At 44.0% G+C, this 18,361-nt stretch carries 18 protein-coding genes; 5 read left to right on the plus strand and 13 right to left on the minus strand.

The annotated features are described in order from the left end of the window. Window positions 1-49 precede the first annotated feature (49 nt). The gene (locus tag ACAM37_RS08425; protein WP_369625990.1) at window positions 50-1,240 is read right to left on the minus strand and encodes a metallophosphoesterase; all 1,191 of its coding nucleotides are present in this window, start codon (window positions 1,238-1,240) and stop codon (window positions 50-52) included. Window positions 1,241-1,749: 509 nt separating this feature from the next. Between ACAM37_RS08425 and nadB the strand changes: the two genes are divergently transcribed. Then, complete coding sequence (gene nadB, locus ACAM37_RS08430) at window positions 1,750-3,447, plus strand: L-aspartate oxidase (protein WP_369625991.1); 1,698 nt, start codon at window positions 1,750-1,752, stop codon at window positions 3,445-3,447. A gap of 83 nt (window positions 3,448-3,530) precedes the next feature. On the opposite strand, the gene tmk is transcribed toward nadB, so the two are convergent. The 4 genes from tmk to ACAM37_RS08450 form a co-directional block, all read right to left on the minus strand. Further along, window positions 3,531-4,172, minus strand: a complete 642-nt coding sequence (gene tmk, locus ACAM37_RS08435) for a dTMP kinase (protein WP_369625992.1) — start codon at window positions 4,170-4,172, stop codon at window positions 3,531-3,533. Between the two features lie 12 nt (window positions 4,173-4,184). After that, window positions 4,185-5,501, minus strand: coding sequence for an endolytic transglycosylase MltG (gene mltG, locus ACAM37_RS08440; protein WP_007116160.1), 1,317 nt, complete (start codon window positions 5,499-5,501; stop codon window positions 4,185-4,187). A gap of 86 nt (window positions 5,502-5,587) precedes the next feature. After that, the gene (locus tag ACAM37_RS08445) at window positions 5,588-6,529 is read right to left on the minus strand and encodes an aminotransferase class IV (RefSeq protein WP_369625993.1); all 942 of its coding nucleotides are present in this window, start codon (window positions 6,527-6,529) and stop codon (window positions 5,588-5,590) included. 60 nt (window positions 6,530-6,589) lie between these two features. Beyond that, window positions 6,590-7,366 carry a hypothetical protein gene (locus ACAM37_RS08450; RefSeq protein WP_369625994.1) on the minus strand — a complete coding sequence of 259 codons (777 nt, stop codon included), beginning with the start codon at window positions 7,364-7,366 and terminating at the stop codon, window positions 6,590-6,592. Window positions 7,367-7,620: 254 nt separating this feature from the next. Here ACAM37_RS08450 and aroE point away from each other — a divergent pair, with 254 nt between their 5' ends. Further along, on the plus strand, window positions 7,621-8,439 hold the full coding sequence (gene aroE / locus ACAM37_RS08455; RefSeq protein WP_007116164.1) for a shikimate dehydrogenase: 819 nt from the start codon (window positions 7,621-7,623) through the stop codon (window positions 8,437-8,439). A gap of 135 nt (window positions 8,440-8,574) precedes the next feature. On the opposite strand, the gene ACAM37_RS08460 is transcribed toward aroE, so the two are convergent. The 6 genes from ACAM37_RS08460 to rlmE all read right to left on the minus strand — a co-directional run bounded on the left by ACAM37_RS08460 (window position 8,575) and on the right by rlmE (window position 14,082). Then, window positions 8,575-9,306 (minus strand): YidB family protein, encoded by a 732-nt coding sequence (locus tag ACAM37_RS08460; protein ID WP_369625995.1) that lies wholly within the window; start codon window positions 9,304-9,306, stop codon window positions 8,575-8,577. Window positions 9,307-9,475: 169 nt separating this feature from the next. Further along, the gene (locus ACAM37_RS08465; protein WP_203171435.1) at window positions 9,476-9,997 is read right to left on the minus strand and encodes a hypothetical protein; all 522 of its coding nucleotides are present in this window, start codon (window positions 9,995-9,997) and stop codon (window positions 9,476-9,478) included. Window positions 9,998-10,003: 6 nt separating this feature from the next. Continuing rightward, on the minus strand, window positions 10,004-10,270 hold the full coding sequence (locus ACAM37_RS08470) for an FAD assembly factor SdhE (protein WP_369625996.1): 267 nt from the start codon (window positions 10,268-10,270) through the stop codon (window positions 10,004-10,006). Between the two features lie 50 nt (window positions 10,271-10,320). After that, window positions 10,321-11,199: a dihydropteroate synthase gene (folP, locus tag ACAM37_RS08475; protein WP_369625997.1), complete on the minus strand. Its 879-nt coding sequence runs from the start codon at window positions 11,197-11,199 to the stop codon at window positions 10,321-10,323. Between the two features lie 104 nt (window positions 11,200-11,303). Next, window positions 11,304-13,205: an ATP-dependent zinc metalloprotease FtsH gene (gene ftsH / locus ACAM37_RS08480; RefSeq protein WP_040403605.1), complete on the minus strand. Its 1,902-nt coding sequence runs from the start codon at window positions 13,203-13,205 to the stop codon at window positions 11,304-11,306. Window positions 13,206-13,449: 244 nt separating this feature from the next. Further along, complete coding sequence (gene rlmE, locus ACAM37_RS08485) at window positions 13,450-14,082, minus strand: 23S rRNA (uridine(2552)-2'-O)-methyltransferase RlmE (RefSeq protein ID WP_144918308.1); 633 nt, start codon at window positions 14,080-14,082, stop codon at window positions 13,450-13,452. Between the two features lie 331 nt (window positions 14,083-14,413). On the opposite strand from rlmE, the gene ACAM37_RS08490 reads away from it, so the two are divergent. After that, on the plus strand, window positions 14,414-14,731 hold the full coding sequence (locus ACAM37_RS08490; protein WP_312535999.1) for a YhbY family RNA-binding protein: 318 nt from the start codon (window positions 14,414-14,416) through the stop codon (window positions 14,729-14,731). Between the two features lie 7 nt (window positions 14,732-14,738). After that, window positions 14,739-15,509 (plus strand): DOMON domain-containing protein, encoded by a 771-nt coding sequence (locus ACAM37_RS08495; RefSeq protein WP_369625998.1) that lies wholly within the window; start codon window positions 14,739-14,741, stop codon window positions 15,507-15,509. Between the two features lie 96 nt (window positions 15,510-15,605). Here ACAM37_RS08495 and ACAM37_RS08500 read toward each other — a convergent pair whose 3' ends face one another. Next, on the minus strand, window positions 15,606-16,304 hold the full coding sequence (locus tag ACAM37_RS08500; protein ID WP_060995235.1) for a M23 family metallopeptidase: 699 nt from the start codon (window positions 16,302-16,304) through the stop codon (window positions 15,606-15,608). A gap of 185 nt (window positions 16,305-16,489) precedes the next feature. Here ACAM37_RS08500 and ACAM37_RS08505 point away from each other — a divergent pair, with 185 nt between their 5' ends. After that, window positions 16,490-16,978, plus strand: a complete 489-nt coding sequence (locus ACAM37_RS08505; RefSeq protein ID WP_099807562.1) for a DciA family protein — start codon at window positions 16,490-16,492, stop codon at window positions 16,976-16,978. A gap of 338 nt (window positions 16,979-17,316) precedes the next feature. Here the strand turns inward: ACAM37_RS08505 and lpxC are convergent, their stop codons facing one another. Next, on the minus strand, window positions 17,317-18,195 hold the full coding sequence (lpxC, locus tag ACAM37_RS08510; RefSeq protein ID WP_369626853.1) for a UDP-3-O-acyl-N-acetylglucosamine deacetylase: 879 nt from the start codon (window positions 18,193-18,195) through the stop codon (window positions 17,317-17,319). Window positions 18,196-18,361: the final 166 nt, after the last annotated feature.

Raw genomic sequence — 18,361 nt, forward strand, 5'->3', positions numbered from 1 at the left:
GGCAGCAGCTGGTTTATAGTCGCTGGCTTACAGTGGCGAATGGTATGGGTTAAGCATCAACCGTTTGAACCTGGATAGTTAGCACATCAATGGTGGGCGGGCAGTTAAACCGAAACGGCAACCCTGTCACGCCAATCCCGGTATTCACCCATACCTGGTAACGTTTGCTGGGTTTGTTAGCCGCATTGAGTGCTTTGGGATGATAGTCGGATTGTTTGGGTATATCGGGTTGACGTAACCCTGCCGCCAGTTTATTACCTGTCAATGCTCTCACCATCAGCGGTGTCAGTATAGGTATATTGACCTGCCCACCATGGGTTTGCCCCGCAATCACCAAAGTATCGTTGTTGGCGTCACTTAACGTTCGCGGATTGGCTTCTAACTGCTTGATATCATGGGTGGCAATGACTAATGGCTGCCCCGCGCTGCGCTGCTGTTCAATCACGCGCGGTAAATCCATTGTACTGCCATTATGAATACCTATAATTTTTATCCCTGCAATATGCAAGCCTTGCTCAGGCAATAATTGAATACCGAGGGTTGGCAAGATGTGCTTTAACTGCATATTGCTAGCAGGTTCGCTATTTTGCGCATCATCGATAACCTGCTGGGTATCAGCATCGCTAAGGACGGTATAGCAAGGCTTGTTCAGCGTTTTAAATGGGCTTAGATGGGCATCCAAGGTTGTCGCTTGATATAACCAGTCGCCCAAAATCAGCACTGCATCCACATCTAAGCGGTTAAGGCATTTCACCAAACGCGCTAACTGATGGGGGTTAGAAAATATACCCACATGGATATCACTCAGCACCGCAATTTTTGCAGCTCGTCGTTTGATAGGTTGTCGTTTGATAGGTTGTGATGATGACGCAGCCAGTGAAATATCGGTCGCAGTATGATAGGTAGCAGGCTGATAGGTCGCAGATGCGGTCAAATTAATTGAAAAATGCGAAACGCGCAGCCGATTGGGCTCAACCCAGCTCATATAGATATACAACAACGATAACGCGATAAGCAGCCAGTAGATGGCTTGGTTGTCATACAGCAGTTGCACGTTTGCCCACACCAACAACCAAACAAACCAATAGCGCGCGTAAAAGCTGACCAGTTGCAGCAGGATTTGCAAGTTATCTGTTCGCGCTTTAAGTTGCACGGTTTTTAGGCACGACCATAGGATTACCAAAACGGCAATGAGCGCTCCAAGATGACCTAGCCAACTGCCAATCATGCTACCACCCATATCAAGCGTTACCTAAATTTACTGAATAATCAATTATTTGCATGACAAATACGTATAAAAAAAAGCGCCCATTATAAATGGCAATCATGGATATGACAATTTAAACTATCATCATATCGCAAAAAATGGATTAACAGCTAGGCGAGTTTTTTGTATTAAATTGCTTTAAAAAACGCCTGACTTTGCATTTTCCCCCATTGTCTGTCAGCGACGGCAAAACAAAGACGAGCGCGTTTGCATACGTCGTACCCTGTTTAGCCTTAACCATGGGCTATTTAGATGGGCTAGCTACTTAAAAAACAAACCATAGAAAAAATCCGCCATCATTTATAAAAGCTGATATGATAGTTTTATTTTCACATAGCTTTTTAAACCTAGCCTTTTAACCATAGCTTTTAAAATAGCCTTTTAAACACAGCCTTTTAAATGTAGCACGCTGACCCAATTTGCTCAGCGCTTGCTTAGATTTTTTGGCTCTTTAACTCATTAATTTGAAGGACGTCAGCGTTATGACAGCAAGCGTTAATGTGTCAAACTCCCCTATCAAAGAAACTCTCCAGCCGCAAGCACAGGCTAACCATCGCCACGCGTTTGATGTGGTGATTGTCGGCAGTGGCGGTGCAGGTTTATCGTTAGCTTTATCCTTGCCAAGCCATCTATTGATTGCAGTTTTGGCAAAAGACAAGCTCACTGAAGCCAGCACTTTTTATGCCCAAGGCGGCGTGGCAGCGGTACTATCGGATGATGATTCGGTTGATGAGCATGTCGATGATACCTTGATTGCAGGGGCAGGTCTTTGTCATGAAGATGCGGTACGTTTTACAGTAGAGCATAGCCGAGAAGCGGTGGAGTTTTTGCTCAAACAAGGTGTCAAGTTTACCTTGGATGAGAACGAAACCTTGCACCTGACCCGTGAAGGTGGTCATACCAAACGTCGTATCATCCATGCGGCAGATGCCACTGGGGTGGCCATTTCTACCACGTTAGTCAAACGTGTCAAACAATGTCCGAATGTCAAACTGTTTGAGTATGTCGCTGCCATTGATGTCATCACCACCAACAAACTTAGCAAACACAACTACAGTCCGATTAGCGAGCCCAATCGTGCCGTGGGGCTGTACGCCCTTGATTTGGCCACCAATCAAGTCATTACCTTTACCGCGCCCTTTATCGCCTTAGCATGCGGCGGGGCATCAAAAGCGTATTTGTATACATCTAACCCAGATATTGCCACGGGCGATGGTATCGCGATGGCATGGCGCGCAGGTTGCCGCGTTGCGAATTTGGAATTTAATCAGTTCCATCCTACTTGTCTATATCATCCAGAAGCGCGTTCGTTTTTAATCACCGAAGCCATGCGCGGTGAAGGTGCCTACCTGCGCCTGCCAGCAACCAAAGAACATCCAGAAGGTGAGCGCTTTATGCTTCGCTTCGATGAACGGGGTGAGCTGGCACCGCGTGACATCGTGGCTCGCACCATCGATTTTGAGATGAAGCGTTTGGGAATACGTCATGTTTGGTTAGATATTACTCATAGAGACCCAGCGTTTATTAAAGGTCATTTCCCTATGTTATATGAGCGGCTACTAGAGCTGGGCATTGACATGACCCAAGATAAAATCCCCGTGGTACCCGCCGCTCACTACACCTGTGGTGGGGTGATGGTCAATGAAAACGCCCAAACCGATGTGTTCAATCTATATGCCATGGGCGAAACGTCATTTACGGGTCTGCATGGCGCCAATCGCATGGCGAGCAACTCGCTATTAGAATGTTTTGTGTATGGGATGACTGCAGCGCGCCATATTGCCGCCGCATTTGCAGAAAATCGCGTCCCCCCCATTCCTGCTATTCCTGATTGGGACAGCCAACATGTAACCGACCCTGACGAAGAAGTCATCCTACTACAAAACTGGGATGAATTGCGCCAAAGCATGTGGCACTACGTTGGTATTGTGCGCTCAGACAAACGCCTACATCGCGCACTCAACCGCATTTTGTTGTTAAAACAAGAAGTAAATGATTACTACGCCAACTTTGTGGTCAGCAAAAATCTGATTGAATTGCGTAATTTGCTGCTAGTCTCTGAGCTCATTGTCCGCTCGGCGCTACGTCGCCACGAATCGCGTGGACTGCATTACAACAAAGACTTTCCACAAACTTTGCCAGTCGCGGCAGATGTGATTCTAACCCCATCTATGCCATAGTATGGGTTAAATAAAAAAGGGGATGTTTATCATCCCCTTTTTTCAAAATAATTGTAAAAGCTTTATAACACTAAATAACGACATTAAATACCCAGCTGCGTTAGCACTTTTGCCAACACTTCATCAGGTGTACCCTGCGCATCAATGCGTTTGACGCGCTGCGGTTCTTGCTGTGCTTGATAAGCAAACCCTTGATGCACCCGCTCAAAAAACGCTAGCTGATTTTGCTCAAAGCGGTCTAGTTTGCCGCGATTTTTGGCACGGCTCATCCCTTCTGTCACCGGTAAATCTAGCCAAATGGTCATATCTGGCATTTTTGCCACAAACTGCCTAATCAGTAATTCAATTTTGCTCAGTTCTGCCCTATCACCCTGTTTGCGCCCAAACCCTTGATAGGCAATGGTGGAATCGGTAAAGCGGTCGCACAGCACCCATTTACCCTGAGCGAGCGCTGGCAAAATCACTTGCGCCACATGATCGGCACGTGCCGCAAACATCAATAGCAGTTCACTGTCCTCTGTCATGGTCGTTGCTGGGTCAAGTAACATGGCGCGCAACTGCTCAGCAAACGGACTGCCGCCCGGTTCACGGGTTTGGATAAAGTCAATGCCTTGCGCGGTCAAATACGCTGCCAGATTGGCAATCAAGGTGGACTTACCCACCCCTTCGGTACCTTCAAATGAGATAAATTTTTGGCTAATGGGGGCTTTCGCAGCTGTTTGCATGGGTATCGTTTTTTACTGACCTGATTGGCTGTTTTGGCTGGCGCGTTTTTCACGCATCACCCGCAGATAATCTTGCACCGCTTGGTTATGGTCTTCTAAATTACTGGTAAATTTATGACCGCCATTGCCCGTTGCCACAAAATATAGCGAATCGGTTTGATTTGGGTGGAGTGCCGCTTTAATGGATGCAATACTTGGCAAGGCAATCGGTGTCGGTGGTAAGCCGTCAATCTGATAGGTGTTGTAAGCGGTTTTTTCTTCAAGGTCAGATTTGCGAATATTGCCATCGTAACGATCGCCCATGCCATAAATCACGGTGGGGTCGGTTTGTAGGCGCATATTATTCTTCAGACGATTGACGAACACGCCTGCCACTTCACCCCGCTCACTTTCGACACTGGTTTCTTTTTCAATAATCGATGCCATAATCAGCGCTTCATATGGTGTCTTGTACGGGAGATTGGCTTGGCGATTGTTCCAGTTTTCCATCAATGCTGTGTGTTGACGGGTAAATAAATCCGTTAGCACTTTTTTATCGCTGCTGCCTTCATTAAAATAATAGGTGTCCGGTGAAAACCAACCTTCAAGGTTGCCATTCGGATGGTAGTCAGCAGGGATATTGAGCCCAAGTTTATCGACGTCAACTTTGCTACCATGGATAACTTCGTTTTTAATCCCTTTATTGTCCATCAAATGTTGATATAAATCTTTGGCTGTTTTGCCTTCAATGATTTGCACTTTGATAAAAGCGACTTTTTCACCTTGTTGTAGCATGGCTAAATAATTGGCAAAACTTGGATTTTCAGGCAGTTGATAGACCCCTGAATGGAGCGGTTTATCCACCGTCATTTTGATATATAGTTTGGCGAGTGGCGCGACGAACAGCTTTTTCTTTTTATCCCAGTCGTCTACCAGCGCATAGTAGGTTTGACCTTTATTGATGGTCACCATCTGCTTAGGCTGGGTGATAGTGCCATATAGGGTGTTGTACCAAGCAAATAACAACCAGCCTAGCACCAATACAATAAACCCCACTAGCCCCAGTAGACGGTATTTATTTTTTTTGTTTCTACCGGTGATGTGGTCATTGAATTCTCGCGTTGAACGATTAATCAGACAAGCATCATTAATATTGACGTTTTTGCTATGCGGGTCTTCGTCATCCTTATCATTGATATCCTTGTCATCGATACCCTTATCTTTGCTATGATTGTCCTGCAATTGAGAATCTGGAATATCCGCGGCGTGAGGGGCGTCACTGTGCTGAGTAGGATGATGCTCAGAACCGTCTGAGTTACTAGACATATTATTATCAGATTGGTCGTTCATAGAGAAGGCTTATATTGACTCAATAAGCGAGAATTTAACAATTAATGACAAAAATAGCAATTTTTTTTAGTTACCAGCAACACGATTTAAGTGAATTTTTGCGCATAGATTGGGGTCAAATCAAGCGCGGTTGACTGCCCATTAGGTAGCATCAATGCCTGAATGGGCAAAATCCCGCGTACAGCATTGCAAAAGAACAAGCTTGTGATATTGGCTAACTCCTCGCTGGCTAAATACCGCTCCTCATGAGCCCTATCAGAGTCGGCAAACTTAGCCAATAACACCTGCCGCATCACCCCTTTTACCCCTGAGCGGTTGATGGGCGGTGTGTACCACACGTTTTCATGATTAAGCTGATAAAACACATTGCAAAAGGTACCTTCTACCCAATGCCCCATCACATCTTGTACCAGCCCATCAATCATTTGCGCATTTTGAGTTTGGTGCTGCCACAGCTCGTGACTTGCCATCACTTTATCTTGGGCGTTTAGTAGCTTAAGTCCTACCAAGGGTTTGGGTAGACACGCAATTTGCTGCGTAAGACAGATGGCGGTAGCGGCAGATTGGATGATGACTTGATTGGCTTGCTGTGATAATGGCTTATCCGTGCGCATAAGCTTAATAAAAGCGTCAAATTCAGAGTTACAAAATCCATAGCCTTTGATAGGTTGGTTTTTTCGGCAGACTATCAGCTTGAGCATACCGTGATTGAGGGTTTTAGCAAAATTGGCTAACTGACTATTAAAGTATGCGCGGATAGTGTGATTGGGGGATTCTAAATTGCAGGCGTCTAAATTGGAGGCGTCTAAATTGGCTGCGTCTAAGTCCGCGTTGGTTAAATTGAGTTGTAACGCATGGACACTCTCTTTGATTCTATCTAAATGGTAATTTAGCCAATTGATTTGTCCTGCCACCACCGCCATGGTGGTAAAAAACCCATCGCCATACGCTATCACCCGTGAGTCAATATCGATAGCGGTGATTGGCGTTTGCTTGGCATACTGAGCATCAGATAATGAATACCACATGGTTATTTGGCTACTTGATTAAATTAATAGTTGACTGTATGACAGTGAAAGCCGCAGCAATTAGCCGCTTTTTTTAGCGGTTTTGGCGGTGACAGTGGGTTTTCTGACCACCAAATCACAATGATAATTGTCACAGCGTGCTAATTCTACCAAAATTCCGTGGTAGCTCGCATTTTTAATCGGCTGTCCTTGCACCATGTGGGCAACAATGTCTGAGCCATCTTGTCCAAACCAATTTTGGGTCAGGTGAAACGCTGTTTTGGCATGCTTGATGCTGATGTTTTTAACGCTGGCATTGTCATAGGCACTGGCATAATACCACTGTAACTCGATATACATAGGCGAATCAAGCAAATCAAAATACGGCTCGCCAGTTTTGGCAAAACTATATTTACTTGCCACATTGCTTCGGTAGTCCAAACTTTGCGTATCAATGGTGATGGGTTGACCCAATAATAACGTCACAGCGTCGATATCGTGAATACTGACTTTGTTTGCCAGCGTTTGTTGCTGCCATTCATTGATGGGATAGACCACAGGTGTTGGCTGCGAGGTAGGGTTGATAGACGGATTGGCGGCTGCGGTCGATGCGGTAGTGCTAGCAGTCACACTGGCATTATGCTGTGAGGCGATTTGTTTGACCTTATCACAGCCAGTTAAGGTGAGTGTTAGAATAACGCACCCCCCGCCAAGATTTTTTAGCCAAGTGGGTTTATTTTGGGTAACGCTTTTTTGGGCAGCGCATTTTTTGGTAGCGCCTTTTTGAGTAGCGCCTATCGGATGTTCTGAGCGGTTTTGACGCGGTAAAAAAAGCGGTTTGCGGGCAATTAGCTTCATTGTGTTTTGTAAACGTATATTGTATAACGGGTTGGTGTGGATAGCGCATTGTAACAAGGCATTGACAGCAGTTAACAGTACGCTTTTGTTGTTATTTTTAGCCGAATCGATGAATTGCTACGCTTTACATCCACCCAATCATAACCTAGCCAATCAAAACCTAGCCAATCAAAACCCAGCATTGATGTCGCAGCCATAGTTATTGTAAAGTGGTGGCAATTGGTAATTTTACTCATCGTATTATAGGTTTTCCCATGTCATCAATTCCTGATTCAAACGTCCGTTATCATTGCATGGTAATCGGCAATCCGATTGCCCATAGCAAATCGCCTGATTTGCACCAAGCCTTTGCCAAACAAACTGGCATCACCTTGTCTTACCAACGCCAATATTGTCCCAACGATGTCGACAGCTTTACCGCTGTCATCGAAGCATTTTTTGCAGGCGGTGGCACAGGGGCAAATGTGACCGTACCTTTTAAAGAGATGGCATTTGCGCTGTGCCAGCAGCGCGGTGAGCTATCTGAATACGCGCGCTTGGCGGGTGCAGTCAATACCCTTGCCATCAAAGCGGGCAAACTGTATGGCGACAATACCGATGGTCGCGGTTTGGTGGCAGATTTATTGTCGCAAGGCGTCAGGTTAAAAGACGCAAACGTTGCTATTTTAGGGGCAGGTGGGGCGACTCGTGGCGCGATTTTGCCGTTGCTAGATGCGCAAGTAAAATCGCTACATATTGCCAATCGCACAGTAGAAAAAGCAGAGAATTTAACCCGATTATTTGATACCGATAAGCTCACCTTTTCAAATTTGACGGATTTACCCAATGATATTGAGGTGATTATTAATGCAACGTCGATAGGTCTAAGCGGTGACACCTTGCCGTTCGCTAAGGATATGACGGTCGATTTTGCCTATGACATGATGTATGGCAAACCATCCGCGTTTTTGGACTTTTTTAAAGCGAAACATGCCAAAACCTCGGATGGCTTGGGAATGCTGGTCAATCAAGGGGCATTAAGTTTTGCGCTTTGGACGGGTAAACAAGTCGATTTGACGAATTTTCAGTTTTAGCTTTCTCATAAAAAAGCACTACGCACTCGCCTACGCTTTAGATAAAATAGACAAAACCAAAATTTGCCCAAGAGAGCGCAGGAAAACCCAATAAAAAAAGCCAGTTTGTCACTAGCTTTTTTTAGTCATACTAATTTAGCGATTCGCATTTCCTAATTGCGATAAAATATCACTGATTTCTTTGTTGGCCTGGCTCTCAGTTTGGGTATCGCCATTTGGCGTCAAACTATCAAATAACTGTGGCAAAAGCTCCGCCATACTTTGACGGACTTCACTTTGGTCGACACCAGTTTGTGACGCAACTTGCGCCAACTCATCATTATCAAATAGCTGATTGATATCATTAGCATCCAGCGGTTGGTTTGATTGATGCGCACTCATCCAAGAGTTGGCTTGATGCCCAAATCCCATATTTTGGATTTTATTAAAAGCGCCTGATAGACCCCCATTACGCTGAATAAACATTAACGCGATTGGCAACAAAGCCGCCATTAACATACCCTTACCACCAAAGCCACTTTGACTTTGCGGCAACTGGTTCATACCCATGTTATTGCCCATACCACCATTTAGGCCGCCGCCCATGCCACCCCCTAACACGCTACCTAGCACTTGCCCTAGCACGCCACCCTGAGACATTTGCGACATACCTTGATTTTGGTTCATCGCCATACCGATGATATCATCCAAACCAAAACCGTTTGATTGCATTTGCGGCTGCTGCATTCCGCCGCCTAATACATTACCAAAAATATTCCCTAGGCCGCCCATATCCGCTTGGCTTTGACCGCCCATTCTGCTTTGTCCCATTTTGCTTTGAATGGCACTTTGCGTCACTTGTGTTACTAGACTTGTTAATAGACCCATGGTCATTCCCTTTTATCTTTTTCAATGATTGTCGTATATCACCAATAATAATGCACTGATGCACGCCCATTGCCAACTGCACTTAAGTTCAAACTAAAATGCGCAGTCGCCTCAACACTTGGTTGATTTAATTGTAGCAATATTGACTATAACTTATACACCATTTTTGTTATCGCCCTACTGTGTTCGCTAGCACCTTAAATTGCCGCCAGGTATCGCTATCCACTTGATCTTGCCAAATGGTTACACTGATTTTAGCTGGCACTGATTCTATCAACCCAAACGTTAAAATCATTAGGCACCCCATATCAGCGATGCCCAGCAAATTTGCCTGCCAAACCGCTTGCTTACCCTGTTTAGGTACTTTGACAACCCCACGTACCCACTGGATTTGCCAAGTTAAAAAATCAAAGTTGTCATAAGGTAAGGTTTGATTGTTACTTTGCGGTTTGGCGTGTAACGATGAAATAGCCAATAAGTGACAACTAGAGACTTGCCCGAACCAAAGACTGGCTATAGCGACCATACCTAGTAAAAGTTTATAGGTAAGCGCCAAAGGTACGAGTGCCAAAATGCCAACAACCACCCATAAACAAGCTCCCCAAAGCAGTTTTTTATCCACACTGGGTTTGAGCGTGGCATCAATATCAATAAATGCGGTGTTATGACGCGACAAGTAGCGCTCGTTCATCTTAAATTAAGAGGCTGCTTTTAATGATTTGAGCTTGGCTATCAAATCAGCAAATTCTGGCTTGGTCGGATGATTGTGTAAAAACCAATCCAGCAAATCAGGATCTTCTTCTTTCACCAATTCTGCAAAAATTTGCTGCTCTCGTGAGTCGGCTTTTAGATAGTGCGCTCTCACATACGGGTCAAAATAATAATCGAGTTCTTTTAGACCGCGTCTGGCACGATAGATGACTTTGCGCTGCTCTAATGTAGGTTCTGGCTGATTGTCACTCATGATAAATCCTTGTCGTTGCGCGTTAAATTCATGTATTTTTTTACCTGTTATTAAGCTTTTGCCTGTTGCGTCGCTTGCCACATCGCAAGCCCCGCTTTAGTCGCTGCTACATTATGGGTGCGCAAGATACACGCCCCTTGCTGCACAGCAAATAGCCCTGCAACCATACTAGCAACATCTCTATCGGTAGGGTCATGGGGTAGATTGGCTGACTTAAGGACTTCCCCAACAAAGCGTTTACGGGATAATGCCACCATGACAGGTAAGTTAAACGTATGCAACCGATAAAATTCATTCAGCCATGCCAGATTTTGCTGGGCGTTTTTGGCAAAGCCAAACCCTGGGTCAATGATAAGATTGTCACGTCTGACCCCACCCGCCATAACCTCATCAATGCGCTGCTGTAACTCGCTAATAACATCGCTATATAAATCTTGATAATTATCTAGCTGATTCATGGTCGTTGGCTCACCGCGCATATGCATGAGCATGACAGGAATATCAAGTTTGGCAGCGGTAGCAATGGCATCGGGGCGTGTCAAGGCTCGGACATCATTCCAAATTTTGGCGCCGACTTGACTGGCGAGGGTCATCACGGTCGGGCTACTGGTATCAACCGACACCCACACTTGCTCACCAAAGCTGCGATTAATCGCTTCAACCACTTTAATAACGCGGTCAATTTCTTCTTGCTCACTCACGGGACTGGCGTTTGGGCGAGTAGATTCACCGCCCACATCGATAATCGTCGCCCCGTCTTTGATCATCTGCTCGGTATGACGCAAGCCTTGGTCGATATGATTATATCGACCGCCATCAGAAAATGAATCTGGGGTAACATTTAAAATACCCATGATACGGGGATAAGATAAATCAAGCGTTTGATTATGATAATGAATGGCAAAGTTGGGAATGGGCTGTAACTGCATGATGTCTACAATAATGGCTAAAATTTTCTACTATTTTAAGTGAAAAACAAAAAAACCGCTATCAAGTTGGTAGCGGTTTTTGAGTAACTCATATCATGGATAATTTACATTGCAGGTAACGGCGGCGGGGTTAAGCCCGACCCACTTGACGGTGGGTTGCTTGGTTTATCGAAATTTACTCTAACAGGCTCTTGATAAACTTTAGGCTCGCGTGGTGGAATACCTGCCATAATATCTTGCAATTGGTCACGGTCGATAGTTTCCCATTTCATTAACGCGTCGACCATGGCATGCATTTTGTCCGCATTACCTTCAATTAATGCACGTGCGATATCATACTGCGCTTCTAGGATACGACGAACTTCGTCGTCCACTTTCTGCTGGGTCGCTTCTGAAATAGTGCGAGATGAGGCACCAAAGTAACCTTGGTTTTCATCTTCTTCATACACCATCACACCCATGGCATCTGACATACCGTATTTGGTAACCATGGCACGTGCCATTTTAGTAGCACGTTCAAAATCATTTGACGCGCCAGTCGATTGCTGATTGATAAACACTTCTTCAGCGATACGACCACCAAATAAAATCGCAATGTCATTTAGCATTTTTGATTTATAGACGCTAGTCTGATCATGCTCTGGCAATTGCCAAGTGACACCCAATGCCCAACCACGCGGCATAATAGTGACCTTATGGACAGGATCGGTACCCGGTAGCATTTCAGCCACTAAGGCATGCCCTGCTTCATGATAAGCCGTTGCACGACGCTCTTCTTCACGCAGTACCATCGATTTACGTTCTGGACCCATATAAAGCTTGTCTTTGGCTTCTTCAAAGTCATTCATATCGACTGACGCTTTGTTGTTACGTGCAGCAAATAGCGCTGCCTCGTTCACCAAATTCGCTAATTGCGCACCACTAAAACCTGGGGTGCCACGTGCCAATGAACGAATATCGACGCCAATTGTTGAGGGCAATTTTTTCATGTGTACACGAAGAATTTGCTCACGGCCTTTGATATCAGGCAACCCGACTTGCACTTGACGATCGAAACGACCTGGGCGCAACAATGCTTTATCGAGTACATCGACGCGGTTGGTTGCAGCAATCACGATCACCCCATCATTGCCTTCAAAACCATCCATCTCAACCAATAACTGGTTTAAAGTTTGTTCACGTTCGTCATGACCACCGCCCATACCTGCGCCGCGATGACGACCGACAGCATCAATCTCGTCAATAAAGATGATACAAGGGGCATTTTTCTTGGCTTGTTCAAACATATCACGCACACGGCTTGCACCGACACCCACAAACATCTCAACAAAGTCAGAACCTGAAATTGAGAAGAATGGTACTTTGGCTTCGCCTGCAATCGCTTTGGCAAGCAAGGTTTTACCTGTCCCTGGCGGGCCTACCATCAACACACCACGTGGAATAGTCGCGCCAAGTTTGGTAAATTTTTCTGGGTCACGTAAGAAGTCAACAATTTCTGTCACTTCTTGTTTGGCTTCATCACACCCTGCTACATCTGCAAATGTCACTTTGATTTGGTCTTCTGATAACATTTTGGCTTTAGATTTACCAAAACTCATCGGACCCATACCGCGACCACCACCTGCACCACCACCGCTCATGTTACGCATGATGAACAAGAACAAACCAATAATCAATAGCACTGGGAAGCTTGCAATCAGTAATTGCATCATCACACCTTGACGTTCAGGGGTGGCGCCTTGAACTTCAACATTATGCTTGATAAGCTTTGGCATTAGCTCAGTGTCAGTGACTGCAGGACGCACTGTCTCAAAGGTTGAGCCGTTTTTCTTTTCGCCAGAAATTTGCTCACCGTCAATTTTGACACTTTTGACCTGGTCAGTTGCCACTGCAGTGACAAATTGGGAGTAATTGAGCTTATCAGGTTCATTGCGGGTATCAAAATTGCTAAAGACTAGCACTAATACCCCTATCACAACTAACCACAATAAGGTATTTTTTACCATGTCGCTCACGTTATTTTTCATCCTTCGCGTTAGGGGGTTAATCAAAAAAGTGGGGTTAAATCAAAATGTTTACCAAAGATAGGTAGATGTTTCACCAAAAATAGACGTTACATTAATCTTTCAATATAGCATGATATATGGATTTACCTTAACATTATCAAGCGAATTCTCTGTTATTTTCTAGTAAAAACATATTACCAATTTTTATCCAGTTAACTTCACGGATAGATTAAAGCAAATTATCTTATTTGGTGGCAATCCAATACATTTCTTTTGAGCGTGCGCGTGACGCTGCAGGCTTGATACTGCGCACTTTACTAAAACGCTGCTGCATATTTTTTCGTAAGGCATCAGAGCCTTCGCCCTGAAATACCTTAATCACTAGGGTGCCACCTTCAGGAAGCACTTGCTCGGCAAAGTCCATAGCAAGCTCACACAAATAAATCATGCGTGGCTGATCGACTGCAGAAAACCCCGAGGTATTAGGCGCCATATCAGACAGCACCACTTCCACTTTTTTATCAGCAACTTCTGCCATAATTTTGTCAAAGACTTCTTGCTCACGAAAATCCCCTTGGATAAAGGTCACATTCTCTAGCGTATCCATCGGCAATATGTCTGAGGCGATGAGTTTGCCAGTGTCACCGACTAGTTTGCCAGCAACTTGCGACCAGCTGCCTGGGGCAGAACCCAAATCGACCACTGTCATGCCTTTTTTAATCAGCTGCAGTTTTTCGTTGATTTCTAGCAATTTGTAAGCCGCTCTTGCCCGATAGCCATCGCGCTGGGCAAGTTTGACATAGTGGTCGTCAATGTGCTCTTTCATCCACGCACGGCTACTTTTGGACAATTTTTTGTTGGTAATACGCGTTGCCATAATTTTCTACAAACTACCCTTTATATATAGTTTAAAAATTCTTCACTTGGGATTTGGCTAAAAAATCCAAAGCCATCCTAGAATGACCATTGGTAAATTTTGACAATCTCAAGGGTTAAGGCTGTTATTTTAGCATATTTCACCCAGTTAGCTTGTGTTAACTCATGGATTGGCTATTGATTTTTTTAATCCAGTGATTTTTGTAGATTGATAAGTCATGGCAGCGTTTTTGCCTATGTGTTTTTGCCTATGTATTGCCCATAATTTATTAGGCAAAATGATTAATATGGTATAATGCTAGCTAATTTTTTTTATAGGTCAATTGACAGTTATGGCAAATTCAAGCTTATCAAATGCTGATATCAAACATTTAAAAGGCATCGGTCACCAGCTGAACCCGGTGGTAATGATTGGTGGTCAAGGCGTTACCCCAACCGTTATTGAAGAAATTGGGCGCGCACTGAACGATCATGAGCTGATTAAAGTAAAAATCCCAGCCGGTAGCAAAGCAGATCGTGACGCTGTGGCAAATGCGATTGCTGAAGCCACTGATGCGATTTTGGTCACCAGTATCGGTCGTATGGTGTTATTATTACGTCGCAATCTGGACGCCAATCCTAAGTTATCAAACTTGGTACGTTTTGGCTAGGGCTACAATGGATACGTTACAGGGTGTGACATTCGCACTGACGAGCACGGTTGAGCCACTCACCGTATCGGCAATACTGGACTACCAGCTATCAGTACATGTGGTCGCTGATAGTAAATTTTTAACTATCTTATTTGATGCTGCCCATCCCAAGATTGATGATAGTCAAACCGCTCTACAAGCTGGTCTATGGGCAAATTTTCCGACATTTAGCCCATCGGCACTTCAACGTGTAATGCGTCAAGATTATTTATGGCAAGCAGATTGTTTTGAGTGTTTTATTGCCAAAGATAGCCAAGCGGATAGCCCGTATCTTGAGGTCAATTTGGCGACCAATGGTGAGTTTAATCTTTATTATTTTGACAGCTATCGGACACCGAATGCGTTACCCCCTCGGCGCTTGCCTATCACAGCGCTGACTTATGGTGAGGATATCAATTTTTTTAGCCAGGCAGTTACACAAGATAGCGAGCTTCCGCTTGTTTTTTGGTGTTCTGCAAGTCCAATGCTGCTCACTCATGTACGAGCGGTACAGCAGCAATATGGGTTTAGCACTGGTACTTTTCGTGTCGGTATGACATTTGCCAAATCAGCATTGAACAAGCTGGTTGATGCAAAGGGTAATTATGCGCTAAATCCAACGCGTGTGATTCAGCAACCGTCTGACAATGGATTAGCAGATAACTCAGCTCCAATAGTCGATGAAATGAGTTATTGGGCCATACAGCATGCACAACCAGCGGACTTTCATAACAAGGCACACTGGATAAATACCTAAATTATGATGGTTTTAAACCGTTTTAAACCATAGCGCAGCGAAAAATAAAAAACTGGCCTATAAGCCAGTTTTTTTAATATCGAGATAGTGTCACGATTAACGCGCTGGCGCCATTGCCAAGTAAGTTTGCGGATTGACGGCTTGACCATTTTGGCGTACTTCATAATGTAAGTGTGCGCCTGTTGAACGACCCGTGTTGCCTACCGCAGCGATTTGCTGATTTGCATACACCGTATCGCCAACGTTAACATAGTTTGCAGAGGTATGGGCGTAACGGGTGACAGTACCGTTGCCATGATCCACTTCAACATAACGACCATACCCGGTACCCCAACCTGAGAAAGTCACCACACCATTACCGGTGGCATAAATAGGGGTGCCAATGGGAGCAGCAAAGTCCATCCCTTTATGAAACTGTGATTTACCAGTGACCGGGTGGATACGATAGCCAAAACCTGAACTCATGCGTGCAGATGACGTAATTGGGCGCAACGCTAACATGCCATTACCCGCATAGCTGCCCGTGGTAGGCATATTGATGATGGTGGTGGTTGGCTGAGTCGATAGCTTTTGTGCTAAACTTGCGAGGCGGTCTTCTTTTTGCTGGGTTTGTTGGCTTAGATTTTTGATAGCGGCATTGACGGCATCTGAAGGCAGATAATAATCTTCACCATCGTCTTCACGGACAATAACTTGACTGGTTTTACCAGCATTGGTAATCGATAGAATTTGAGCTTGTGCAACACTCATTGTAGTTAAAGCAACAACTGGTAATGCGATTAGAGCTAACTTCATCTTTTATCCTTTGTTAAACCTTATGCTATTAAACCCTGTGCCAATGTCATGTGAACGCTACTTTAGCGCATTGGCAAGATTTAATTCACTATAATTTGGTCTTAAAATCACCTACACTAAGACCCAATACTAAGACTAAATCAAAATTTTTGTCGCTTAACTACCCACCACACTGCGCATTGACTATGAAAAAACCAACCAACCATCTTGCTTCTCGCACTGAGCGTCTTGCCAACTATCAATTACCGTTTCAAAAAAAACTGCAGCAATTACAGCAGTTGACGGACGATGTTCGCAGCGCTTGGCAAAACGTATTGCCTCAAGAAGTCTTAGCAAGCTTACAAGTGATTGCTTGTGAATCGTTTAGACTTGTGGTTAGTACAAATAGTCATACCCTTGCCAATCACCTCAATTACAACCAGCAGCACCTACTGTCAACCCTGCAAGCGTTCGATAACAATTTTCATCAATTTAATCAGTTACGTTTTCGCGTGGTGATTGTCAAAGCTAGTTATGACTCGCAAATGCCAAATTTACAGTGTAATCACAATGTTAGCAATGTAAAGAAGTGTGAGCTAAGCGAATCTACGAAGCGAAATATAACACAGCTATGTGACCTTGTCACGGACAACGAGCCACTTAGAGCGGCGTTACAAAAACTGATAAAAGACTAAAATAACCAAGTTACAATGTAATTTTATGTAAATTATGTTACTAATATAGTAAGATTTATCAATGCATTGATGGCTTGTGCAAGTGAAAGTAAAAAAGTAGAAAAAAATTTACAATTAACATGATAGATAAAGATATCTTTTTTTTTATTTTTAGTGCGCTTATAGTAGTCAATGGCTAAAAAAAGATATCCAAAAATTAAATGATAAAATTGGATGGTTGGGTTTAATTAGTGTAATAAAATGATAACTTCTTGATGAAAAAATGTTACTAATCAAACAATAGGTAAAATTTTTTGATTAGTATAAATACATAATAAAATTAATAAATCTAAATAAATCTAGTTAACATTGTCATTTTTTGTTACAACTTTATAGTTAGTTTCATCACTGAATAAAGCTTGTAATAATTTATTATTGAGTGCATGACCTGACTTGTAAGCGTAAAATTCACCCAAAATTTGGTGACCGGCAAGGTATAAGTCACCAATCGCATCTAGTACTTTATGGCGCACAAATTCATCGTCAAAACGTAACCCTTCAGGATTAAGTACGCCGCTATCATCTAAAACAATGGCATTCTGCATACTACCCCCAAGCCCTAAGTTATTGCTTTTTAGGTACTCAATATCTTTTAAAAAGCCGAATGTGCGCGCTTTGGCAATATGCTCGATAAAATTGCCTTCATTAAAATCCAATTTAAACTTTTGATGTGAGCCATCAAACGCAGGGTGATTAAAGTCAATTTGGAAATCTAACACAAATCCATCGTAGGGACGAAATCCTGCGACTTTATCCTCCACGCGAACCTCAATCGGTTGCAACACCTGAATATAGCGTTTGGCAGACGTTTGCTCGGCAATACCCGCTTGTTGCAATACTTGCACAAATTCGATGGCACTACCATCCATAATTGGGATTTCAGGCGCTGACACTTCGATTTGTAAATTATCAATTTGAAGCGCAGCGATTGCACTCATCAAATGCTCGACTGTCCCAATGCGCTGACCTAATTCATTGGTGAGATTTGAGGACATCATGGTATCGGTTACTGCATGATAGATAGCGGGAATGGGCTTTGCCTGTGCCACATCGCTACGTAAAAACTGAATCCCATAGTCAATGGGTGCAGGAGAAAAGCGCAGGTGTACAGGGTTACCGCTATGTAAGCCGATGCCTTCAAGATTGATGGGTTGTTGAATAGTACGCTGCTGCATAATGCCCCCTAGTAGATTGCACTCATCCTTAGCCAAAGCTAGGTTGATATAATTTGTTACATTTGGCTATTCTACCATTGTCCCTTGCTACATCATAGTGATGCTTGATTGATTTTATCGACCTTTACGATTGGCTACAGTGATAAAAAAACCCCACAACGATTAAGCT

It is taken from the genome of Moraxella sp. K23, from assembly GCF_041154765.1.
Taxonomy (GTDB): domain Bacteria; phylum Pseudomonadota; class Gammaproteobacteria; order Pseudomonadales; family Moraxellaceae; genus Faucicola; species Faucicola tetraodonis.